Annotated in this window: 21 protein-coding genes; 19 read left to right on the forward strand and 2 right to left on the reverse strand. The window is 34.5% G+C overall.

The genetic code is table 11. From position 1 onward, the window contains the following. Positions 1 to 34: 34 nt before the first annotated feature. The 19 genes from HOO91_15495 (at position 35) to HOO91_15585 (ending at position 21,239) form a co-directional block, all read left to right on the forward strand. Positions 35 to 601 (forward strand): helix-turn-helix transcriptional regulator, encoded by a 567-nt coding sequence (locus tag HOO91_15495; GenBank protein ID NOU18959.1) that lies wholly within the window; start codon positions 35 to 37, stop codon positions 599 to 601. Positions 602 to 1,166: 565 nt separating this feature from the next. Next, a complete protein-coding gene (locus tag HOO91_15500) occupies positions 1,167 to 3,680 on the forward strand; it encodes a response regulator (protein NOU18960.1) in 2,514 nt (837 codons plus the stop codon). Next, complete coding sequence (locus tag HOO91_15505) at positions 3,677 to 4,111, forward strand: response regulator (protein NOU18961.1); 435 nt, start codon at positions 3,677 to 3,679, stop codon at positions 4,109 to 4,111. Before HOO91_15500 ends, HOO91_15505 begins: the two co-directional genes overlap by 4 nt. A 121-nt stretch (positions 4,112 to 4,232) precedes the next feature. Beyond that, the gene (locus HOO91_15510; GenBank protein NOU18962.1) at positions 4,233 to 5,078 is read left to right on the forward strand and encodes a DUF3494 domain-containing protein; all 846 of its coding nucleotides are present in this window, start codon (positions 4,233 to 4,235) and stop codon (positions 5,076 to 5,078) included. Between the two features lie 391 nt (positions 5,079 to 5,469). Further along, complete coding sequence (locus HOO91_15515; GenBank protein ID NOU18963.1) at positions 5,470 to 5,862, forward strand: response regulator; 393 nt, start codon at positions 5,470 to 5,472, stop codon at positions 5,860 to 5,862. Continuing rightward, positions 5,859 to 6,284: a response regulator gene (locus HOO91_15520; GenBank protein ID NOU18964.1), complete on the forward strand. Its 426-nt coding sequence runs from the start codon at positions 5,859 to 5,861 to the stop codon at positions 6,282 to 6,284. The genes HOO91_15515 and HOO91_15520 overlap by 4 nt, the downstream gene beginning before the upstream one ends. Before the next feature lie 274 nt (positions 6,285 to 6,558). Continuing rightward, a complete protein-coding gene (locus HOO91_15525) occupies positions 6,559 to 8,268 on the forward strand; it encodes a DUF3494 domain-containing protein (GenBank protein ID NOU18965.1) in 1,710 nt (569 codons plus the stop codon). 180 nt (positions 8,269 to 8,448) lie between these two features. Further along, positions 8,449 to 9,243, forward strand: coding sequence for a DUF3494 domain-containing protein (locus HOO91_15530; protein NOU18966.1), 795 nt, complete (start codon positions 8,449 to 8,451; stop codon positions 9,241 to 9,243). Between the two features lie 113 nt (positions 9,244 to 9,356). Beyond that, on the forward strand, positions 9,357 to 9,791 hold the full coding sequence (locus HOO91_15535; GenBank protein NOU18967.1) for a hypothetical protein: 435 nt from the start codon (positions 9,357 to 9,359) through the stop codon (positions 9,789 to 9,791). 279 nt (positions 9,792 to 10,070) lie between these two features. Further along, complete coding sequence (locus HOO91_15540; GenBank protein ID NOU18968.1) at positions 10,071 to 10,541, forward strand: hypothetical protein; 471 nt, start codon at positions 10,071 to 10,073, stop codon at positions 10,539 to 10,541. 101 nt (positions 10,542 to 10,642) lie between these two features. Then, the gene (locus tag HOO91_15545) at positions 10,643 to 11,551 is read left to right on the forward strand and encodes a hypothetical protein (protein ID NOU18969.1); all 909 of its coding nucleotides are present in this window, start codon (positions 10,643 to 10,645) and stop codon (positions 11,549 to 11,551) included. Positions 11,552 to 11,693: 142 nt separating this feature from the next. Beyond that, entirely contained in the window at positions 11,694 to 11,891 is a 198-nt protein-coding gene (locus HOO91_15550) for a general stress protein CsbD (GenBank protein NOU18970.1), read from the forward strand. A gap of 71 nt (positions 11,892 to 11,962) precedes the next feature. After that, positions 11,963 to 12,301, forward strand: a complete 339-nt coding sequence (locus HOO91_15555) for a cupin domain-containing protein (protein NOU18971.1) — start codon at positions 11,963 to 11,965, stop codon at positions 12,299 to 12,301. A 354-nt stretch (positions 12,302 to 12,655) separates the two neighbouring features. Further along, positions 12,656 to 13,522, forward strand: coding sequence for an SPFH/Band 7/PHB domain protein (locus HOO91_15560; GenBank protein NOU18972.1), 867 nt, complete (start codon positions 12,656 to 12,658; stop codon positions 13,520 to 13,522). A gap of 258 nt (positions 13,523 to 13,780) precedes the next feature. Beyond that, positions 13,781 to 13,972, forward strand: coding sequence for a cold shock domain-containing protein (locus tag HOO91_15565; protein ID NOU18973.1), 192 nt, complete (start codon positions 13,781 to 13,783; stop codon positions 13,970 to 13,972). Between the two features lie 374 nt (positions 13,973 to 14,346). Further along, positions 14,347 to 15,075 carry a lysozyme gene (locus HOO91_15570; GenBank protein ID NOU18974.1) on the forward strand — a complete coding sequence of 243 codons (729 nt, stop codon included), beginning with the start codon at positions 14,347 to 14,349 and terminating at the stop codon, positions 15,073 to 15,075. Positions 15,076 to 15,215: 140 nt separating this feature from the next. After that, complete coding sequence (locus HOO91_15575; protein ID NOU18975.1) at positions 15,216 to 18,455, forward strand: hypothetical protein; 3,240 nt, start codon at positions 15,216 to 15,218, stop codon at positions 18,453 to 18,455. 40 nt (positions 18,456 to 18,495) lie between these two features. Then, positions 18,496 to 18,642, forward strand: a complete 147-nt coding sequence (locus tag HOO91_15580) for a hypothetical protein (protein NOU18976.1) — start codon at positions 18,496 to 18,498, stop codon at positions 18,640 to 18,642. 131 nt (positions 18,643 to 18,773) lie between these two features. Then, entirely contained in the window at positions 18,774 to 21,239 is a 2,466-nt protein-coding gene (locus HOO91_15585) for a tetratricopeptide repeat protein (protein NOU18977.1), read from the forward strand. Positions 21,240 to 21,488: 249 nt separating this feature from the next. On the opposite strand, the gene HOO91_15590 is transcribed toward HOO91_15585, so the two are convergent. Both HOO91_15590 and HOO91_15595 read right to left on the reverse strand, forming a co-directional pair. Beyond that, on the reverse strand, positions 21,489 to 21,971 hold the full coding sequence (locus HOO91_15590; protein NOU18978.1) for an NAD(P)H-dependent oxidoreductase subunit E: 483 nt from the start codon (positions 21,969 to 21,971) through the stop codon (positions 21,489 to 21,491). Positions 21,972 to 21,989: 18 nt separating this feature from the next. Next, positions 21,990 to 23,765, reverse strand: coding sequence for a 4Fe-4S dicluster domain-containing protein (locus HOO91_15595; GenBank protein NOU18979.1), 1,776 nt, complete (start codon positions 23,763 to 23,765; stop codon positions 21,990 to 21,992). Between the last annotated feature and the right edge of the window lie 9 nt (positions 23,766 to 23,774).

Here is a 23,774-nt window from a genome sequence, read left to right on the forward strand (position 1 = left end):
AAGACAATCTATTTTGAAGATCTATATCAAATACATGGTGAGCAATCGCTGTAAAATGGCGGTAAAGGAAGAACTAAAAAAGCTTGGACTGCACTTCATCGTTGTTGATTTAGGCGAAGTTGAAATTATGGAAACCATATCTTTAGAACAGCGAGAGTTACTGAAAATTGCTTTACACAGTTCTGGGCTAGAATTAATGGACGACAAGAGAGCTATTTTGATTGAGAAAATTAAAAATGTAGTTGTTGAAATGGTTCATCATACAGATGAAATTATCAAAATAAATTTTTCCGATTATTTAAGCGAGAAACTAAATCACGATTATACTTATCTGGCAAATCTGTTTTCAGAAGTACAGGGAACTACAATTGAGCAATTCGTTATTTCACATAAAATTGAACGGATAAAAGAATTTATCATTTACGATGAATTAAACATTACAGAAATCGCTGAGAAGATGAATTACAGTAGCGTTGCGCATTTATCCAATCAATTTAAAAAAGCAACTGGGCTCTCACCCTCTCACTTCAAACAATTAAAAGACAAAAGGCGAAGTCCGATTGAAGATATTGGAAATGTGCCCGAAGTCAAACATGAATAGAGCGCTTAAATCAAATAAAACAATTTTTCCTACGGTGTTATAAAACAAAAAGATGGAAAGAACGAAAACACATGAGTCCCAATACGCAAGCAGCTTAATAGAAGCCAGTTTGGATCCGTTGGTTACCATTAGCCCCGAAGGAAAAATCACGGATATGAATCAGGCATTGGCTAACATTACGGGTATGACTCGTAAAGGACTCACCGGTACCGATTTCTTCGATTATTTCACTGAACCACAAAAGGCACGTGAAGTATATCAGGAAGTATTCGCAAATGGATCGATAGCCAATTTACCACTTACCCTTCGCCATAAAAAGGGTAAACTGACTGATGTACTATTCAATGGATCGGTTTATAAAGATGATAGTGGTAATGTGCTGGGTGCAGTTGTTGTGGCTAGAGATATTGCTGAGCAAAAATGGGCCATTGAGTTACGAGTTGCCAACAAAGAACTTGCCTTTCAAAACGATGAGAAGGAAAAACGAGCTCAAGAGTTAAGCATTGCCAACAAAGAGCTTGCTTTTCAAAACGATGAGAAGGAAAAACGGGCTCAAGAGTTAAGCATTGCCAATAAAGAGCTTGCATTTCAAAACGATGAGAAGGAAAAACGGGCTCAAGAGTTAAGCATTGCCAACAAAGAGCTTGCTTTTCAGAATGATGAAAAAGAAAAACGAGCCGCTGAGCTGATAATTGCCAATAAAGAGCTTGCTTTTCAGAACAATGAAAAAGAAAAACGAGCCGCTGAGTTAATTATAGCGAACAAAGAACTTGCATTTCAAAACGATGAAAAGGAAAAACGAGCCGCAGAGTTAATCATTGCGAACAAAGAGCTTGCATTTCAAAACGATGAGAAAGAGAAACGGGCACAAGAGTTAAGCATTGCCAATAAAGAACTTGCTTTTCAAAATGATGAGAAGGAAAAACGGGCACAAGAGTTAATCATTGCAAATAAAGAGCTTGCTTTTCAAAACAATGAGAAGGAAAAACGAGCGGCAGAGTTAATCATTGCCAACAAAGAGCTTGCTTTCCAAAACGTTGAAAAGGAAAAACGAGCGGCAGAATTAAGGATTGCTAACTATGCACGTAGCCTTATCGAGGCAAGTCTAGATCCATTAGTTACTATCAATACCAAAGGTAAAATCACCGATATGAATGAAGCGCTAGCTAGCATTACGGGGATTACACGAGAAGAACTTACTGGCACTGATTTCTTCGATTATTTCACCGAACCACAAAAGGCGCGTGAAGTCTATCAGGAAGTCTTCGCAAAAGGATCGGTTGCTGATTCTCCCCTTACACTTCGCCATAAGGATAACAAGCTGACTGATGTGCTATTTAATGGATCCGTTTATAAAGATGATGGTGGTAATGTGCTGGGAGTGGTAATTGTAGCTAGGGATGTTACTGACCAAAAAAGAGTTGCAACCGAATTGGTAGAATCAAAAGTGTTTGCTGAGTTGACAACAGTAATTGCTGAAGAAGCAAAGAGCAAAGCTGAAAGTGCCACACAAATAGCGGAAGATGCGGTTAAAGCAAAACAACAGTTCCTTTCAAATATGAGTCATGAAATTCGCACTCCAATGAATGCGATTATCGGATTTACAAAGGTGTTACTAAAAACAGATTTGACTGCAAAGCAGAAAGAGTATTTACAAGCAATAAAATTGAGTGGCGATGCATTAATCGTACTCATCAACGATATCCTAGATTTGGCAAAAGTCGACTCAGGAAAAATGACATTTGAGCAGACCCCATTCAAAATGGCGTTATCCATATCAGCAATGCTGCACTTATTTGAAACAAAAATTCAGGAAAAGAATTTAGAACTGGTTAAAGAATATGATAGCAATATTCCAGAAGTATTGGTTGGTGACCCTGTACGTTTACACCAAATAATATTAAACCTTGTGAGTAATGCTGTAAAGTTTACAACAAAAGGTAAGATTACGGTAAGTGTCCATTTGCTGAAGGAAGATAAAAAGAAAGCAACCATTGAATTTGCTGTTAAAGATACTGGAATAGGAATAGCAGAAAATAAAATAGGGAATATTTTTGAAAACTTTCAGCAGGCCTCTAGTAACACCTCAAGGTTGTACGGGGGAACTGGATTAGGACTTGCCATTGTTAAACAGCTGGTTGAACCGCAGGGTGGTAAAATAACCGTAAAAAGCAAAATTGACGAGGGCTCTACTTTTAGTTTTGTGCTTAACTTTCTAAAAACCGATGCTAATGCAGAATTAGAAGCAGGAATAGAAGAGTTGAATACTGAAATTAAAAACATAAAAGTATTAGTCGTTGAAGACATTGCCCTCAACCAATTATTAATGAAAACATTGTTGGACGATTTTGGATTTGAACGTGATATTGCCGACAATGGGAAAATAGCCATCGAGAAGTTACAAGCTAAATCGTACGATATTATTTTGATGGATTTGCAGATGCCTATAATGAATGGTTTTGAAGCGACTGAATACATTCGCAATAATATGAATTCAAAAATTCCAATCATTGCATTAACTGCCGATGTAACAACTGTGGATTTAGCAAAATGTAAAGCAGTGGGTATGAACGATTACATAGCAAAACCGGTTGACGAAAGACTATTATACAGCAAAATAGTTGGACTGGTTAAGAAGCCATCTCAAGTAAAATATAATGGATCTGAAGGAGATGTAAATATTGAAATTAAAAAATCGAAATGCATCAATTTGGATTATCTAGTCAAACGTACAAAAGCTAATCCTGAATTGATGATGGAAATGATTTCGCTTTATTTGGAACAAACCCCACCGTTAGTAAAGGCGATGAAACAAGGATGGCTTGATGAAGATATGAATTCGTTGCACGCCGCAGTTCATAAGATGATTCCCTCTTTTTCAATTATGGGAATTAGCACAGATTTTGAAAACATGGCAAAAAAGGTTCAGGAATTTTCTATCACACAACAAGAGACAAAAGTTAACCTAATTGATAATCAGGGAGTTTTCGAGATGGTAATGCAGCTTGAAAATATATGCAATCAAGCATGTAGCGAATTAGAAGAAGAGTATAACAGAATTAAAAGTAATAGGTCATGAAAAACGAAAATAAAATAAAGCTTTTCCTGGTTGATGATGATGCTTTATTTTTAAAATCATTAGAAATTGATTTTCTTGAGCATGCAGACTTTGCGATTGAAACATTTGCTACAGGTGAACTTTGTATGGCGAGTTTAAAACACAACCCTGATGTAATCATTCTAGATTATTTCCTTGATAGTATTGATAAAAATGCCATGAATGGATTGGAAACATTGGATAAAATAAAATCTTACAATCCTGATATTCCTGTTGTAATGCTATCCTCGCAGGATAAAATTGATGTAGCAATAAACTGTATGCACCATAGAGCTTTTGATTACGTAGTAAAAAGTGAAACGGCTTTCGTGCGCTTGCAAAAAATTATAACTACCATTTTCCGTTACAAAAAAATGGAGAAGGAATTAAGTTGGTATATGGATAGGATGTAATAGAACAAGAACCATTAAGGTTTTAGATAATAAAGGTTTAGTATTTTAGTGCATGAAAGAAGAGCATTGCTAATCGAGCAATGCTCTTCCATTTTAATATAACCCTATTTACATAAAGAACATGTGTGAATTATATAACTCATTTACAAAGTTGTGTAACACTTCATTTTTAATTAGTTATCACCTTTGTAATGCTGTGAGAATTCGTTCGCAGCTTAAAATTAAAAAAATGAAAACGATAAAACTATTAACAGCCCTTGCGATGGTATCTGTTGTTTTAACTACAGGATGTGAAAAGGATGAAACTAATCCTGCAAATCAAATTGAAATTCCAGTGCAAACCACTGTGCAGACAGCCATTCCTCTTGCTGATGCTTCCAACATAGCAATCCTTTCTGGTTCAGCAGTCACTAACACTGGCGCTACAGTAATAACTGGTGATATTGGTCTAAGTCCAGGCACATCGGTAGGCGGATTCCCTCCAGGAATTTTAAATGGAACTTTACATATCAATGATGCAATAGCCACTCAGGCGAAACTTGATTTAACGGCTGCTTACAACGATGCAGCAGGACGAACATGTACCGATATAGTAACACTGTCGGGTAATATTGGTGGGCTAACCCTTACTCCTGGTCTATATAAGTCAACCTCATCGCTTGCAATATCATCTGGCGATCTCACTTTTGATGCAATGGGAAATGCAGATGCTGTTTTCATTATACAAATTGCGTCGAGCCTTACCACCACATCGGGTCGCAAAGTTTTCCTAAGCGGTGGTGCGCTAGCTTCCAATATATTTTGGCAGGTTGGAAGCTCCGCAACGTTTGGAACTACATCGGTGTTTAAAGGAACGGTTATGGCAATGCAATCCATCACCTTCAATACCGGAGCAACACTTGATGGCAGAGCATTAGCAAGAATAGGTGGAATTACTATGGCAGGTAATACGATTGTAAAACAATAAGTATCTGCTTAACTCTTAATTGGTGACCCCAGTTCGTTTGTACTGACTCTTTCATAATCTTACGAGTAATGCAGAAAAGTTTATAACAAAATGTAAAACTGCAGTTAGCGTCTTTTTACTGAGTGAAAATAAAGAGAAAATAACTATTTAATTTTCGGTTACGGATACAGAAATTGGAATACCGCGAAATGATTTTGAATACTTATACAGGCATCTAGCGGTTCTTTAAGATTGTATTAGGAGAGAGGATTTGTACTTGTCATTGCTAAACAATCAGTAATAAGTATTAATTTAAAAACTAAAGTTAATGAGGACTCTGCATATAACTTCATAATGAGTATTCAGAAAACAATCACTCTAGAAGATGTAGAAGCAAGTAAAAAAAATGGATATGGAAATTAAAGACATAAAAATATTGGTGGTTGAAGACGTTGCAGTCAATCAATTACTGATGAAAACGCTTTTGTATGGTTTCGGGTTTGAATGCGATATGGCCGCTAACGGAAAACTGGCCATTGAAATGTTACAATGCAAATCTTACGATATTATTTTGATGGATATACAGATGCCAGTAATGAATGGGTTTGAAGCGACAGAATACATTCGTACAACAATGAATTCTAAAATTCCCATTATCGCATTAACTGCTGATGTAATCTCTGTGGATTTAGCAATATGCAAAGCTTCTGGAATGAATGATTACATACCTAAGCCCATTGACAAACAATTATTGTTAAGAAGTATTGTTGAACTGGTAAAGGAAGCCTCATTTTATAACTCATGAAAAACAATAATAAAATTCAACTTTTCCTGGTTGATGATGATGCTCTATTTTTAAAATTATTAGAAATTGATTTTCTCACGCATACTAATTTTACCATTAAAACATTTGCAACTGGTGAACTTTGTATGGCAAATCTAACACACAACCCAGATGTAATCATTTTAGATTATTATCTTGATAGTATTGATAAAAACGCCATGAACGGATTAAAAACACTGGATAAAATAAATTCTTTCAATCCAGATATTTCCGTTGTAATGCTATCCTCTCAGAATAAAATTGATGTAGCTATTAACTGTATACATCATAGAGCTTTTGATTACTTAGTGAAAAGCCAAACCGATTTCTTAAACTTGAAAAAAATCATAACAACCATTTTCCATTACAAAAAAATGGGGAAGGAATTGAGTTGGTCTATATAAGGCTTGTGAGATTTCGCTCCTATTATGAACACTTATTGACGATTGAATAAATGTAAAAGTTGATAGGAATTACCATACCATAACTAAACAGTAAACATGTGCAAGATAATAGAAGAGCGCTGCTTATTAGCTGCGCATTTTTTATTCTATATAAATCAATATCACAAAAAGAACATGTGTGAATTTCATAACTTATTGTCAAAGTTATGTAACACATACTCCTACCATGATGCTCACCTTTGCATTATAATAATTCATTAATAAATAAACTAAAATGAAACTAAAAAATGTACTACCAATCGTAGCAATGCTATTGGTTGTTTTCTTTTCCGGCTGTAAAAAAGAGGATGAAAATCCCGGTGTAAATCCTACTGTGACTTCTACAGTTCCTGTAAACCAAGCCACAAGTATTTCTATTAATAGTATGGTTTCAGCTAACTTTAGTGTAGCTATGAATCCATCTACTATGACATTAGCAAACTTTACTTTACAGCATGGAACTGAGACTGTATCAGGAGTAGTAGAATATACAGGTAAAACAACAACTTTTACCCCATCAGAGAATCTAGTATCAAATACAATCTATACTGCTACTATTACTACTGGGGCTAAAGACATCGCGGGAAATTACATTGAGAAAAACTATGTCTGGACATTTACTACAGGTGCAATCTTGGATATAACTTTACCCACAGTGACCTTGACAGAGCCACTTAACAACGCTACAGGTGTAGCACTTAATAAGGCTATTGCAATAACTTTTAGTGAGGCAATGGATCCTTTGACAATTAACTCCAATACATTTACCTTAAACCAAGGTACAAATGCTATTTCAGGTTTGGTATCTTATTCTGGAACTACTGCAACATTTACTCCTACAAATACCTTAGTAGCTGGAACTACATATACAGCTACAATAACTACTGGTGCAAAAGACTTAGCAGGTAATGCGCTTGCAGTCAACACTGTATTGAGTTTTACAACAATTGCAAATTCGGATATCACTTTACCTACAGTAACTTTGACAAGTCCTCTTGACAACGCCACTAATGTTGAACGCAACAAAGTGATTGCAATAACTTTCAGTGAAACAATGGAGCCTTTGACTATTAACTCCAATACATTTACCTTATATCAAGGCACAAATGCTATTTCAGGTTCGATAGTTTACTCTGGAATCACTGCAACATTTACTCCTACAAACGCCTTAGCAGCAAGCAGCATTTATACTGCTACAATAACTACTGGTGCAAAAGATTTGGCTGGGAATGCACTTGCAATCAACACCGTATTGAGTTTTACAACAAATAGTACCATTTCAAATTTAGCAGTGGTAGAACTTGGATCTGCAGGTAATTACGTGATTCTTGCAAAAACAGCAATCACCAACATCTCAACTTCAGCTATTACAGGAGACTTAGGACTTAGCCCAGCCGCTACATCATATATCACAGGTTTATCCTTAACAGATGCAACAGGTTATGCAATATCTGCACAGGTAACTGGTAGTATATTTGCAGCCGATATGGCAGATCCTACTCCTATTAACTTAACCACTGCAGTTAACAACATGATTACAGCTTACAACGATGCAGCTGGTCGTTCAAATCCAGATTTCTTGGAGTTGAGCACAGGTAATATTGGTGGAAAAACGCTAACAGCAGGTCTTTATAAATGGACGAATACCGTTACTTTACCTTCTGATGTTACCATTTCAGGTGGCGCAAACGATGTATGGATCTTCCAGATTTCAGGCGATCTTTTGATGAGTAACGCAGTGAATGTTACCCTTATCGGTGGTGCTCAAGCTAAAAACATTTTTTGGCAGGTAGCTGGTCAGGCAACCTTTGGAACAACCTCTCACTTTGAAGGTGTTATATTGTCGATGACAGGTATTACTTTCCAAACTGGCGCAACTTTGAATGGTAGAGCATTAGCACAAACGGCTGTCGCTCTTGACGGTAATGCTATAACAAAACCATAATACACCAAAAAAACATAATTCAAAAGAGGTGATCTCACGGGATCACCTCTTTTTTTAATTTTTAATTGATGATTCTACAATATGTGAACTACATAACTTATATACAATATTGTGTAATACTCGCTCCCGCTAAGGTTCGCATCTTTGTACTATTGAATTACACATATAAAAAAAACTAAAATGAAACAGAACAAAATGTACCCAATCGTAGCCATGCTATTGGTTGGACTAATGACTGGATGTGAAAAAGGTATGGATACCAATTTATCCTCCAAGATGTCTTCCGGAGAAAAGACAATTGCTTATGAGCCACAACAAAGTGCATTGGGTGGAGTATATCTAGGCGTTGCAGGCGATTTTGCGATTCTTTCAAAATCAGGAATCACTAACGTATATAAATCATCGATTACTGGGGATGTTGGTTCAAGTCCAATCACTGGTGCTGCTGTACTGGTAACTTGTGCCGAAGTGGTAGGTAATATATACACAGTTGATGCTGCCGGGCCACTGCCTTGCAGGGTAACTAATGCAACCAGATTAGGTATCGCAGTGCTTGATATGCAAGCCGCCTACACTGATGCTGCCGGACGTATTAACCCTAACTTCTTGAATTTAGGTGCTGGGAATATTGGTGGTTTAACCCTTACCCCTGGCCTTTACAAATGGACTAGTGCGCTGATCATCCCAACGGATGTTACTATTTCGGGTGGACCTAACGATGTTTTTATATTCCAGGTTGCTGGAACCATGATTATGAGTTCTGCTGTTAGAGTTACCTTAAGTGGTGGTGTACAAGCAAAGAACATTTTCTGGGTAACAGCAGGTGCTGTAACCTTCGGTACTACTAGCCATTTTGAAGGAAACATTTTAGGACAGACTGGTATTAACATGCAGACTGGTGCCACTATAAACGGCAGGATGCTTGCTCAAACAGCAGTAACCCTTCAAATGAATACGGTTAATATTCCACAGTAAACTAAAGGAATATAAAATTCAAAAGAGGTTGTCTAAATCAGTTTTTAGACAACCTCTTTACTTATTATACTGGCATTATTTTTCAATTTAATACAATCAAAAATCATAAGTGTATGAGAATAACGATTAAACTTCTATATCTAATGATGCTATCCATTTTAGCCTCATTATTAATTGTAAATTGTAAATCAGTAAATACAGACTCTAATAACAATGCTTCATCAAGCGCTTCCAATGAAGGTTTTAATAAGTTTTATAAGAGATTTCATGCAGATAGCACACTTCAAATGTCAAGAATAAAATTTCCACTCAATGGAATATCTGCTGACGGAAATGGAGAGATAAAATGGAATAAAAAAAATTGGAAATTTATGAAGATAAAAATTTACGACGTTGATAAAAAACAATTTAAGGTATATTTCAAAAAAACTAATAAACCATTTACTCAAAAACTCTGGATTGAAAATTCAGGATTTTATCCAAAATGTAGATTTAAATTAACTGATAAAAGGTGGTATATTTTGTATTTCTTAGATCAAAAGGTATAAAGTGAATATCGACTAGTGCCAACAAAAATTAAAGATTCCTCACCTGCAATTGCACAAGCCGTTGTTTATCATTTAAAATGACAATTTCCCTTGCATCAGTGTGTGAACCGAAATGTGTGAATCATATAAATCAGTTAATGAATTGTGTAACTACAATACATTATAACCCTAGTACATTTACATAACAAAAAATTTATTGGGTGGAGATTAGAACCCACTTAAAAAAACAGAGCGAAACTGAAAAGCTATACGAGTAAGAAGTACACAAAAACTACACCGATGAAAAAACTAATTTTCACATTTTTAATTGCATTATGTTTGATTTCACCCGGCTATGCACAGGATTACAAAACAGGAATAGGGGTAAGAGGTGGATACTTCAATGGCCTAACTGTTAAACATTTCATTGGGACAAAAGCAGCCCTAGAAGGAATTCTTGACAGCAGATGGAGAGGATTCCAATTTACTGGTCTTTATGAAATTCATAACCAAGCATTCAAAACAGAACGTTTAAATTGGTATTTTGGCTTTGGAGGTCATATTGGCTTTTGGAATGGAGATAATACAAAATGGGGAACACCAGGAACAAACTATACCATTATAGGTTTAGATGGAATTCTGGGTTTAGAATACAATTTCAGGGAAATTCCTTTAAACATTGGTCTCGACTGGAAACCCGCTTTTAATATTACTGGCTATTCCGGTTTCTGGGGTGATGGTGGAGCTATCTCAATAAGATATATCTTCTAAGAATTGTATAAACTCACATTATAGAAATCGTATATGGTAAAACATATATTCTTCAGCATTCATGTTGCGATTATATTTTACCTTACTCAAAAATAAAAACAATGAATAAAATTATATTAGCCCTTACTGTAAATGGAATTATAGTTGGCATGCTGTTGAAGAAATACATATTAGTTCTTATCCTTAGTATATTTGGATTGAGCGTCTTGGCAAACCCCAAACTAGCATCAAAACAGCAAATAGGAATGTTTATTAACTCCAAAACTTGTGTTGTACTCGAAAGTGGCATAAATCCTTACAATCTGTTCATACAAGATGCTGTTAATAAATACTGGAAATCTACTGAATTTGAATTTATCGATCAACAGGAGTTTGAAAAACGTCGATTTGATTCAAAGTACTCATTTCTGGTGCTCATGAAAAATATTTTCGATAAAGATCCTGGCGGGGTAAGCTATAATTTCATAAGCCTTGTTCTAGGAGATACGTCAAAAAACATTACCAATATGCCTGAACTATGCTGTATTCCCATATCCTATACAAATGACAATACAAATAACTTCGGATATGTAATACCCTCTATTGTCAAATTCATGCAAAAACATGTAAAAACTCTTGAGACAAAACGCTTCTTAATTTCTCTTAGAGGGTTAAAATACTATAACGGTTCACCATGTTTTCAGTACACTCTTTTGCTCATGGACGAAAAAATGATGGCAGCAGATGTCAATTCAATTGAGAAAATCAAGTCAGTTTACCCCTATTTTGTAATACTTTCTAATTCTACTAAAATTGAGGCTGACTTAGCCACAAACCCTTCAAATACAATGTTTAATTTCCACGTAGGCCCTACTCAAAATACTGGAACAGGAAAATGCTTCGAAATGATATTTGATACTGAAGGTAATCTTTATTACTATAACTCTCGAAAGATTACTAATGATAACGAAAATGGTTTTAATCTGAAAGATTTCAAAAATATTAAGAGAGCAAATTTATTCGGTTTGTAATCATTTTTTAAATTCCCCTTATACCTTTTTGCAATAATAAAAATGTGGGAATGATGTAACTTATTTACAAAGTTATGTAACAATTATGCTCAAGTGATGATTTACTTTTGAATTTCAAACTACTCACTTAATTAATTGATTAATGGATAAATATTTAAGACCCTCACGTAACGACCAAAAGTGGAGCGAACAAAAAGAAAAACTCCTTAATCAATTCAAAAGTTTAACCGATAAAGATTTGCTTTTTGAAGCGGGAAGAAAGTTTGAAATGATACTAAGAGTCAGCGATAAACTCGGAATACCTGAACCAGAAATGAAGCGCATATTTCAAGAACTTTAATGGTTTCAAAACAAATATGTTACATAAACAATATGTGTCCTCATAATAATCCTGAATATCGGTCAAGAAATTTGGATAATGCCGAAGTAGAAAAATCAAAAACTTTTACAAATATCAACCTAATTGGGTATGAACCTAATTCTGTTGTTTGTAGAATAATAATGAAAAAGCCGGCGGGAAATATATCCCTATTGTCTTTTAATACTGATAAAGAGGTTAAAGAAAAAATTTCTCCATTCGATACGTTTATTCAAATTATTGATGGCAAAGCCGAAATCATTATTGATGGTAAATCTAACTTACTTGAAACTGGGCAGTCAATTATAATACCAGCACACTCAACAAATTCTCTAAAAGCAAACGAATGCTTTAAGATGATTTCAACCACAATAAAAAGTGGATATGAATAAATAAATTCTGCCCCACTCCTATTTAAGATCAATGGGGGGAATAATATAAAACCATTTTTTCAGCTAATGGTTATCATTTTTCTTTAAAACAAACTGAATTTATTACGTTAATTAAAACAAAATAAAATGTCAAAAGAAAAAGAAGGCAAAGAGAAATCTAGTAAAAAAGCACCCACTAAAAATCTGAAAGAAAAAAGGGCTGCAAAAGCCGCCAAACGAGATGGTAAAAACAAAACAAGCACCTTTTGATTCAAAATCTGTTATTAATCAGTGAAAGGTTCTAGGACATAATGAGTAATTGAAATAATCCGTAATAACCATTTGAAAATCATTGTTTATTAAAAAACAAATAGCATGAACTACATTTTTATTATTCTACCAATTGTACTTATATTCTTACTAGGAATTAGAATTGTTCGACCAACCGAGAGAGGTCTTATCGAGAGGCTTGGGAAGTACTATAAATTCGCTCTTCCTGGGTTTCATTGGATTATCCCGGTTATCGACAAACTTTACATGGTTAATGTAACCGAACAGATGGTAGATGCACAACCTCAGGAAATAATTACCAACGATAATCTGAATGCAAGTGTAGATGCTCAGGTTTATTTTAGAGTTAAATCTGATGAAGAAAGCGTTAAAGGATCAATTTACCACGTAAATAATTACAAATGGCAGATTGTTAACCTTGCACGCACAACGCTCCGTAATATTATAGGTACACTTACACTTAAATCGGCTAATAGCGAGCGAGGCAAAATTAATGCCGAGCTCTATAAAACACTTCACATCGAAACTCAAAATTGGGGTATTGAGATTGTGCGCACAGAGTTGAAAGAAATTGATCCGCCAAAAGATGTACAAGAAACCATGAATAAAGTGGTAAAGGCAGAAAACGAAAAGATAGCGGCAATAGATTCCGCCACAGCAGCAGAAACTGTTGCTGATGGCGTAAAACGAGCTAAAATTAAAGAGGCAGAAGGATACAAGCAATCTAAAATATTACATGCAGAGGGAGAAGCGGAAGCAATTAAACTTGTTAATGAAGCAGCCGATAAGTATTTTATTGGTAACGCTCAATTGCTGCGTAAATTGGAAGCTCTTGAAGCATCGCTTGAAAATAATACCAAAATTGTAATCCCTGCTGGAACCGATTTGGTGAACATCATTGGAGAGATGGCAGGAATAATTCCATTTGACAGAAAAACAAAGAAAAATTAACAATTGAAAAATGGATACAACCCACACATAAATACTGACAATCATATTATTAGCATATTATATTTTCGTGATTTTAAAATTTCAATCACCTTAAATAATAACTAAATACGATTGACCTTTTTGTGTAATTATTAATGAATTATTCCTCCAAAATGACTTTAAAAATTAAAATATTGCACCAGAAAAATTAATTTATTGAAAATAAAGTTAATATCTAAATAATAGTACGTACATTGCACCATAATAATTTTAAAAATAATGAGTAAAGGAACAGTGAAATTTTTTAATGATTCAAAAGGTTTTGGATTTATTAAAGACGAAGCATCAGAAAAAGAGTACTTTGTACATGTATCTGGCTTAATCAATGAGATTAGAGAAAATGACGAAGTAACTTTCGATCTTCAAGAAGGAAAAAAAGGATTAAATGCTGTAAATGTTAAGCTAGTATAAGCTTAAATTATATAAGACATTTATTGTTTTGGAAACTGCCTCAATGACTACAATGTCTGAGGCAGTTTCTTATTTTAAGCACATTCGTTCTAAGTAAAAATTTTGAAAACGGCTTCTATAGCTTCCAATCGATATAATAGAAAAAACGTAAAAGGGAAAATCTATGCACCATTTAGGGGTTAGCATCACTCCTCTAATATCCTTATAAATACTTCACCCTGTTTACCCTTTAGCCTTGAGAATTACTAATGCCCCCCGATATTCTTTTTTAGCTAAAAGTTTTCATAAATTCGCAAAGCAAAAATCAAGAACTGATGAGGGTTTATATATATCCTCATACAAGGATTTAACACAATATTTAACCTACTTTGCCCATGAGAAAACCAAAAAAGAAATTCTATGTAGTTGTTCTTGTTTTCTCAATATTTGTTGGAATAATTGTCTATAAAGTTTTTTTTGAGCCCGAGACTTTCAAAATCAATAAATTCAAATACCCCATATTTGGTATTGATATATCGAAGCATAACGGTCGTATTAATTGGGATAAATTAAAGAATCAGAATATTGATTTTGCTTTTATTAAAGCCACAGAAGGAAAAACACGGTTAGATCCTTGTTTTCTGGATAATATAAAAGGTGCAAAAAAGATAAAGGTTAGAGTTGGTGCCTACCATTTCTTTAAATTCAATCGTGATGGCGCAGATCAAGCAAGAAATTATTTGAATAGAGTAAAAATCTATAATCTTGATTTTGCCCCTATTCTTGATGTTGAAGAATCTGGAAACTATACAAATAGAAATAATCCAAAATTAGTTATAAAGGAGATTAGGGATTTTATAAACTATGTGGAAGTAAGATCATCCCGAAAAGTGATTATATACACCAACGAGCACGAGTATAATAAGTATATCAAAGATAATTTCAACAAAAACCCTCTCTGGATTTGCTCATTAGATGAAGAACCTCCAATTGATAGAATCTGGACATTCTGGCAATATGCCCATCGAGGAAAACTTGACGGAATAAAGGGTTGGGTAGATGTTAACACATTCAATGGAGGTAAAGGTGATTGGAATCGTTTTATAAATAGAGGTTTCAGATAGGTTTAAGGAAATAAGAAAACTCAGCAGACTCCTTTTTAAGAGATCCATTAAATCGATATTTTTAAAACTATACCTGATTATTACTATTAGTAAAACTTAAATATTCGTAAATTTAGGTGTTGGTTTAACACTCAGAAACCTTGTCTGGAATAAAACATATTTTGAGGATTGTAAAAAAACGCTACCTATTTTCTAAGAGAGCAGTAGTTCTATTCTCCCTTCTATTAATCCCCTTAATAAGCCTTTCCCAAATCGATACAACAAAAAAAAGTATGTCGTTCGATTTTGGGATTACCAGGGATATGAACATCAATCTGTGGCCAATTTTTAAACGCACAATCTCCGATTACGAAAAGGATAAACAGCTGCTATTTCCAATTTATCGAAGCTATAGTAACTTTAAAAATGGCGAAAGAAGAATTCACTTTATACCCCTATTTTGGAGGGATAGTAGCATAAATGAGGAGAATCTTCGGATTATATCAACATACTATCCCTCACTAATCCACATCTCAAAGAATAACGATGAAAAAACCAAAACATTTACTTTTCTTGAACTTGCTCCACGAATCAATCTACTAGAGTTCAAAAAATCGCCCGATGGGCTGGTTATGCAGAATAATCTGTTACTCTTTTTATGGTATCAAAATAATCAGGTAACAAAAAAATCGTACCTAATAGTTTTTCCTGCTTACTGGCAATTTAAAAGTCCTATAAGAAAATCGCATACACTTTTCCCCATTTACTCCTATGGCAATAACCTACGTAATAAAAAACAGTATAGTGTTATAACCCCTCTTTTCTGGCATCTTCAATCGCCAAAAAGAACTAGTAATCTGTTTTTCCCAATTTATTGGAATAGGAAAATATTAAATGGAAAAGATTCAACTATAAGTAATCTAGTATTCCCTGTTTACTGGTCACACAAAGATAGAAACACAAACAACAAGATTGTATTTCCTATTGTTTGGAGTTTGAATAATGTTAGGTATAAATCGCTTACTATAGTCCCGTTAGTTTCATACGGCTATAATTCGGATAGGGAACGACACCATTTAATGGTAACCCCTTTTTTCTGGCATGTTAAACGCTTTGAGGGTGAAAGCACAACCCTGTTCCCTCTTGTATGGAGTAGCACATGGAAAACTAAATTTGAGAATTACTCATCATTGGTTGTCTTTCCTATTTACTGGGCTCAACAAAATAATAACGAAAGGAGTCAAATACTTCTGCCATTCATATGGAGCAAAACCACTCCTTACTATCAATCTTTCTCATTTATCCCCCTATTTTCAGTAGGGCAATCACCTGATAAAACATCAGGGCATGTTATAGCTACGCCGTTGTTTTGGCATTATAAATCGCCAGACATTATTAGCAATACACTTTTTCCCATTTGGTGGAAAAGAAAAAGGTTTTATGAAGATATTACCCAAACAACCAACATTGTTTTTCCCCTTTACTGGGAACGGAAAGAACCATCGATCCAAAGAAATATACTATTTCCTATAGTGTGGAACTTTAAAAATACCGAATATCACACTTTTACATTTGCCCCTTTTATTTCTAGAGGACAGTCTACTGATGGTAAAAACTCATATCTAGCTATTACCCCACTATACTGGAGTTTCCAGACTGAACAAGGCAAAGGCAAACTTCTATTTCCTCTTTGGTGGCAAAACGACAGAACGAATAACGGTGAACTCAGAAATTCGTCACGTGTAGTACTACTTTACTGGAAATACAAGGATACTGAGAGAAAGCATCAGGGTTTATTGCCTTTGGTTTGGAAATTACAAAACAAATCGAACCAATCATTCACGTTTTTCCCAATATTCTCGCATGGACAATCTATTGATAGTTCGAAAAATTATCTGGCTATAACGCCACTATTTTGGCATTTTAAAAATCAGAAACGAACATTCAATACGCTATTTCCAATCTGGTGGAATAGGAGTATAAATGATGGTCAATATAACCGCCACTTTCAACTTCTAGTCCCAATTTACTATGCAAAATGGGATCGCTTAACCAGCAAAAAGATTCTATTTCCAATTATCTGGAGTTTAAAAAATCTTAATTATCGATCCTTCACCTTTGTACCGATTTTCTCATATGGACAAAGCACCGATGAAAATGTTAAACATCTTGCTATAACACCACTTTTCTGGTATTTCAGAAATCCCGATGGATATTCAGCCTCTCTTATTCCAATATTCTGGAAATCACAGTATGGAGATGGTGAATCTGCGGTTAGGTGGAACGTAATTTTCCCAATATACTGGTCAAATAGAGGACTCAACCAAAATAACCATGTGCTATTTCCAATAGTATGGAGTTTTAATAATTCCCTCCATCGCTCACTAACAATTGCTCCTCTCTTTTCTATCGGTCACAACAACGATAATTCGAAACGTTATGCTGTTATTACCCCTTTATTCTGGCACATAAAAAAACCAAAGAGCTATACTAATACCTTTTTGCCGATATGGTGGAGTAGCCAAAAAGAGGTTGGAAACAAGAAAATAAAGACTGATATACTTTTCCCTATTTACCTTTCATTCAGTAATCAACACCGAGCAACAAAAGTAGTATTCCCCTTAGTCTGGAGTTTTAGGAGTTCGAACTCACACTCACACTCATTTACTTTTGCTCCAATTTTCTCAATAGGTCAGAACATCAATGGAAAAAGTCACCTTATGGTTACACCTCTTTTCTGGAAATTCGATAGCAAAGCAAAACATCGTAGAATATTATTTCCCCTTTTCACAAGCTATAGCGATACCGCAAATCATAAACAGTTCGATGTACTTCTCCTGCTTGTTAGACACAGTAGCGCATCTAATTCCTCAAACTTAAGCATCCTATGGCCTATTGTTGAGCGAGAAAAAAGTATCAATTATAAATATTTTAGGTTTGCCCCTTTGGTTTGGAGTAAAAAGAGTCCGACCTTCAGCTATTTCACCATTCAACCATTCTTCTACCACAGCGTAAGCAAGGAGAATGAAACCTATCGCATATTATGGGAGTTGTTCGTTCATCGAAATCAATTGGGTATAAAGAGATCGAACAGCATACTTTGGAAGGTAACCACTTGGGATAAATACAACAATGGTGATCATGATTTTCGGTTACTGTATCTCCTCTACGCCAATTCAAATGTAAATGGGAAAGTAGAAAAAAGCCTCTTCCCATTTTACTACCTCACAAAGGATACCAATGGAAACCGATCACTCTCCGCATTTTTCTATTTCTACAATTCGCTAAAGCGTAAAATCCCAAACACCAAAGAGTACTATCAGGAGGAGCGGATTTTCTGGCTAATTCGTATCCGTTCCAATTACAAAATCCTTAAACAAAAAGGGGTTGAGGTGGAATAAAATGTATTTTAATTAATTTTGTAAAAAACTATTGACTAAAATGGAAAAAATAAGCGATGAATTAGAACAGAAAGTTATAGAACTCATCAAAAAGAACAAAATAATTGAAGCAGTAGCTATAGTTCAGAACGAATTAAAACTAGGATTGAGGATTTCGAAAGAAATTGTTGATAAGTATAGGAAGTAATTACTCATTATCTTACCCTAAATTTTTGTTCTAAAATAAAAAAATCTTTAAGGAGTTGTATAAATAACTTTAACATGTGCCTTTTAGAAAGCATCTCTATTGCCAATTTTACATAACTCAAAAATACACCTATGATTAAAAGTGGTTTTATTGTAAAAATAATCAAACATTTACTTCTATTATTTTTCTTAACAACTAGCAATAATTTATTTGCCCAGATTGATAGTTCATTTCTATCTAAAGGTAAATTCAATGAGGAAGATTATTGGAACAAACTCAGGGTAAATCTTTATACCGATTCTAGTTATAACGCATCCTACGATTTTCAGTATTATATCAATAGTGGACTAAAAAAAATAAGATCCAAAGAGTATTCCCAAGCAATTATCGATTTTAGAAGTTCTTTGTCAATTTTGAACAATACCAAAATACAGCAGATAGATACTGCAATTAAAAAGATACCATCTCCTAATTTATATATTGGAATCTGCAAATCACTTATTAATGAGAAAGATAGCACTGTCTACTATTATAAAAAATGTATTTCATCCAATAAATCAGCTATTGAAGCAAATAATGAATTAGGTTCAATCTTACTAAAAGATGGAAAAATTGATTCAGCACTCACCTACTTCAACCAAAGCTATAAATTGGATATGAAAAGCATAACAACTAACTATAATATTGGCTATTCATATTTTCTAGCAAATGATTTTGCAAAATCAAAGAAGTTCTTAAAACAATCAATTGACATCAATCCTAAATTCAAATTATCTTATATCATTTTAGGTCAAATATCATTGATTGAAAATAAATTACTTATTGCAAAAAATTATTTTAAATCTGCAATTGATGTTGATGCTTCATCAACAATAGGATACTACTATCGTGGATTTACATATCTTCGAGAAAATGAATTGGATTTGGCCTATATGGATTTTCTTAAAGTAGTTGAACTTGATAGTGCAAATTATGAACCTTTAGGAATTCTAGGGCTTATTGATATAAAATCGAATAGAATGGAAATTGGTATCTTTCGTTTAGCAAAGTGCGTTTCAAATCAAGCCAAAAAATCATCAAGAATGTATTTTGATGATTTTAAAGATATTGAGTTCGGGTCATTATTACTTGAACTAAATAAAGGTAATCTAAAAGTTGAGGAGAAACAAATAGGCTATGAATTTTTAAAAAATTTGGCGGACAATAATGGATATAAAAACACCTATATTACTAAAGATTTTTTTGAAAAACATAATGAATCCCAATTTGCTAAACGCCTTTATTTGCTAGGTCTTGCAAAAGTCAACTTCCTGTTTACCCTTGAATTTTGCGATCAATATCTCCAAAAAGATTCTACCCTCACCATGGTTCAATATATTAAAAGCAAAATACTTTACTATTCACAAAATTATAAAAAGAGCATAGAAAGTTTTTGTAAGGTTATTAAAAATTCGGACCTATATACAAGTGCTTATTATTTCAGAGGATTAGCTTACAAAGATTATGGGAATGTTGAATTTGCCATCCAAGATTTTAGCAAGATAATTTCTACATACCCCTATGATACAGAAGCACTTGAAGCAAGGGCTGGTTCGTTAACAATATTAAATCGTGATAAAGAGGCAATTAAAGACTATCTTAAAGTTATTAGAATTCAACCTAACATTTCAGTTTACAATAATATTTCAGTTTTATATAGACGATTAGCACTAATCGATAGTGCAATTTATTATTCTTCCAAGGCAATAGAATTATTTTCTAATTCTAGTACTCTATACTTCAACAGGGGATTAGCATATAAGGAAAGTAAAGAATTTGATAAAGCATTATCCGATATTAATAAATCGCTTGAATTCAACCCAAATTGGTTACCAGCATTATTTTCAAGAAGTGAGATATTTATGGAAATATTCAAATATAAAGAAGCAATTTCGGATTTAGATGTTTGTATAAAAGCTAATCCTGATGAAATAGAAAAATTGTATTCAAAAAGAGCCCAAGCATATTATTATATTGGCGAATATGATGATGCTATAAGTGATTTTCAATGGCTATTAAACATAAACAAAAACGATTTGAATCTAAATATTAGTATGGGTGATTGCTATCGGTCGAAAAAAGATTTTCCTAATGCAATAAAATACTACGATATAGCACTTAAAAAGGACTCAACATTAAGTGATGTATATTACCAAAAAGGATTGTGCTTTTCATCAACAGGTGAGAGCGAACAAGCGATTTTTAACTATAAAAAAGCAATAAATATAGATTCCACATATTCACTACCATTTAGTTCCTTAGCTCGTGAATATTACAAAACTGGCAATTACAATAAATCAATTATGTTTTCTCAAAAAGCCGTCGAATTGAATAAAAGGGATTTAGATGCAATGTTTATTATTGCATTATCTAATCTTAGGCTAAATAATTTTAATGTAGCAAAAAGACAATATCAGTTATTCAAAAAACTAGGTATTAAGCAAGGAAAAGAAATCAATCAAAAAACAATAAACGATTTGAAAGAACTAATTGAAAAAGGCATATATGTGGATGAATCTAAAGAAATTCTCAAGGATATTTTTGATATTCAGATTTAGTTTAACTCATATTACGCATTAGTTAAAAGTGCTTTCACAGCAAAGATATTCGGTTGAATACATTTTTCATTGTAAAGATTTCATAAGTTCTTAGTTAGATTGAAGTGAGAAGGAACTGAAAACAACTAGTTCATTACCTCAAATAGGTTAATAGGTTATGTAATTGAAAATTGAAGCGTTGTATTATTAAAATCAAAAAGCCATCCCTTATGAGATGGCCCTTTTTTAACCTAAAAATGAAAATAGACCTTATTCATATTCTTTTAGAATATCCTTAACTCCATCAGGTGAAACACGTCCGTATATTTTTTCACCTACTGACACTACAGGGGCAAGACCACAAGCGCCAACGCAACGTAAGCAGCTGAGGGAGAATTTCCCATCAGGGGTTGTTTCGCCAACCTTCACATCAAGAATTCGCTTGAATTCATCAAGCACTTTCTCGGCTCCACGAACATAGCAAGCAGTACCAGTACAAATGCTGATAGGGTGTTTGCCTTTTGGAATCATGGTGAAGAACGAGTAGAATGTTACAACTCCATACACCTTAGCAACCGAGATGTTTAACTCCTTGGCAATAATTTCTTGCACTTCGGCAGGAAGATAACCAAATGTTTCCTGTGACTTGTGAAGCACATTAATTAGTTCACCAGCCTCGTTGTTGAACGATTTGCAAATCTCCTTGAGTTTTGCAATCTGTTCTTTTTTTAGTTCAACTTTTATATGTGACATTTATCTATCCTCCGTTAATTAAATGAAAACATCCTTTTTGCTTTTATCGAAGTAATGCGTATGGAGCAGGTGATGAGCCTTTTCGCTCATTGGCTTTCCAAGGAACTCTTCGTAAAGTTTGATGATAAAAGGATTTTCATGTGATTTACGAATTACTTTACTTGTATCTTCAGTATATATTGCTTTGGTACGTGCTTTTAGGATTGAAGAATCACCATGGTGTAATGGTTGACCACCCCCACCAATACATCCACCTGGGCAGGCCATAATTTCAATTGCATGGTAATTTGTTTTTCCTAAACGAACTTCATCAAGAAGTTTCCTTGCATTGCCTAATCCATGGGCAATACCTATATTTATTGGTAATCCATTAAAATCGATTGTTGCAGAACGTATACCTTCCATTCCACGAAGTTCAGTGAAATCTACCTTATCAAGTTTCTTACCGGTATGTAATTCGTAAGCAGTACGAGTAGCTGCTTCAATTACACCACCTGTAGCACCAAAAATTACTGATGCACCTGTTGATTCACCAAGCGGGTTATCGAAATCTTCATCGGCAAGTTCGTCAAATCTTACATTGAACTCTTTGATTAGATGTGCTAATTCGCGGGTTGAGATTGAGAAATCAACATCTGGATTACCATCAACCTTAAACTCATCGCGTTGGCATTCGAATTTTTTAGCTAAGCATGGCATTACTGAAACCACAACTAATTCCTCGCGTTTTTTACCCATTTTATCAGCAAAGTATGTCTTTGCAATTGCACCAAACATCTGCTGTGGTGATTTAGCGGTTGAAGGAACATCAAGCATATCAGGATAATTATGCTCAAAGAAACCTACCCAACCAGGGCAGCAACTTGTAAGGATTGGCAACTTAACACTCTTATCACCAGCTAGATGTTTACCTAAACGGGTAAGAAGTTCAGTTCCCTCTTCCATAATGGTTAAGTCAGCTGCAAAATCAGTATCGAATATATAGTCGAATCCAAGTTGACGAAGCGCTGCAACCATCTTTCCTGTTACACGTGTACCTGGTTCTAGTCCAAATTCCTCACCAAGAGCTGCACGAACAGCAGGAGCAGTTTGAACAATTACAGTCTTTGTAGGATCAGCTAAAGCACGAATTACTTTTGGAGTATGGTCAACCTCTGTTAATGCACCAGTTGGGCAAACAGCCACACACTGACCACAATATGTACATGGCGATTTTTCTAAATCTTGCTCGAATGCTGGAGCAACCACTGACATAAATCCTCTATTTACTGCACTTAGTGCTCCAACAGTTTGAAAATCATTACACATGGTTTCGCAACGGCGACACATGATACATTTATCAACATCACGAATTATGGATGGCGAGAAGTCTTTCTTATAGGTAGACATCTCAGCGTACTCCTGACCAGGGATATTACGAATTCCCAATTTTACAGCCATATCCTGAAGCTCGCAACGACCACTTTTAGGGCAGGTTAAGCAATCTTTTGGGTGATCTGACAAGATCAACTCCATAACAGTACGGCGAGCGTTGATAACTCGGGTTGTATGAGTTTTAACAATCATGCCATTCGCACAAGTTGTAGAACAGCTTGGAGCTAAATTCCTCCTACCCTCAACCTCAACAACGCATATACGACAACCTGCTGGTTTATTTTCAATCCCAAGATCATGAAGATCCATGTAGCAAAGTACAGGAATATCAATTCCGAGGGTTTTGGCGGCCTTATAAACAGTAGTTCCTACTGGTACTTCAACAGGCCTATTATCTATTGTTAATTTTATATTTTCCATTTTAACCCT

Source organism: Bacteroidales bacterium, from assembly GCA_013141385.1.
Lineage (GTDB): Bacteria > Bacteroidota > Bacteroidia > Bacteroidales > Tenuifilaceae > UBA8529.

Coding starts and splice junctions, on each gene's coding strand:
- HOO91_15585 (NOU18977.1), top strand. CDS start 18,774: ATGATTAAAAGTGGTTTTATTGTAAAAATAATCAAACATTTACTTCTA.
- HOO91_15565 (NOU18973.1), top strand. CDS start 13,781: ATGAGTAAAGGAACAGTGAAATTTTTTAATGATTCAAAAGGTTTTGGA.
- HOO91_15580 (NOU18976.1), top strand. CDS start 18,496: ATGGAAAAAATAAGCGATGAATTAGAACAGAAAGTTATAGAACTCATC.
- HOO91_15535 (NOU18967.1), top strand. CDS start 9,357: ATGAGAATAACGATTAAACTTCTATATCTAATGATGCTATCCATTTTA.
- HOO91_15505 (NOU18961.1), top strand. CDS start 3,677: ATGAAAAACGAAAATAAAATAAAGCTTTTCCTGGTTGATGATGATGCT.
- HOO91_15550 (NOU18970.1), top strand. CDS start 11,694: ATGGATAAATATTTAAGACCCTCACGTAACGACCAAAAGTGGAGCGAA.
- HOO91_15510 (NOU18962.1), top strand. CDS start 4,233: ATGTGTGAATTATATAACTCATTTACAAAGTTGTGTAACACTTCATTT.
- HOO91_15570 (NOU18974.1), top strand. CDS start 14,347: ATGAGAAAACCAAAAAAGAAATTCTATGTAGTTGTTCTTGTTTTCTCA.
- HOO91_15530 (NOU18966.1), top strand. CDS start 8,449: ATGAAACAGAACAAAATGTACCCAATCGTAGCCATGCTATTGGTTGGA.
- HOO91_15540 (NOU18968.1), top strand. CDS start 10,071: ATGAAAAAACTAATTTTCACATTTTTAATTGCATTATGTTTGATTTCA.
- HOO91_15515 (NOU18963.1), top strand. CDS start 5,470: ATGGAAATTAAAGACATAAAAATATTGGTGGTTGAAGACGTTGCAGTC.
- HOO91_15560 (NOU18972.1), top strand. CDS start 12,656: ATGAACTACATTTTTATTATTCTACCAATTGTACTTATATTCTTACTA.
- HOO91_15520 (NOU18964.1), top strand. CDS start 5,859: ATGAAAAACAATAATAAAATTCAACTTTTCCTGGTTGATGATGATGCT.
- HOO91_15595 (NOU18979.1), bottom strand. CDS start 23,765: ATGGAAAATATAAAATTAACAATAGATAATAGGCCTGTTGAAGTACCA.
- HOO91_15590 (NOU18978.1), bottom strand. CDS start 21,971: ATGTCACATATAAAAGTTGAACTAAAAAAAGAACAGATTGCAAAACTC.
- HOO91_15525 (NOU18965.1), top strand. CDS start 6,559: ATGAAACTAAAAAATGTACTACCAATCGTAGCAATGCTATTGGTTGTT.
- HOO91_15545 (NOU18969.1), top strand. CDS start 10,643: ATGAATAAAATTATATTAGCCCTTACTGTAAATGGAATTATAGTTGGC.
- HOO91_15495 (NOU18959.1), top strand. CDS start 35: ATGGTGAGCAATCGCTGTAAAATGGCGGTAAAGGAAGAACTAAAAAAG.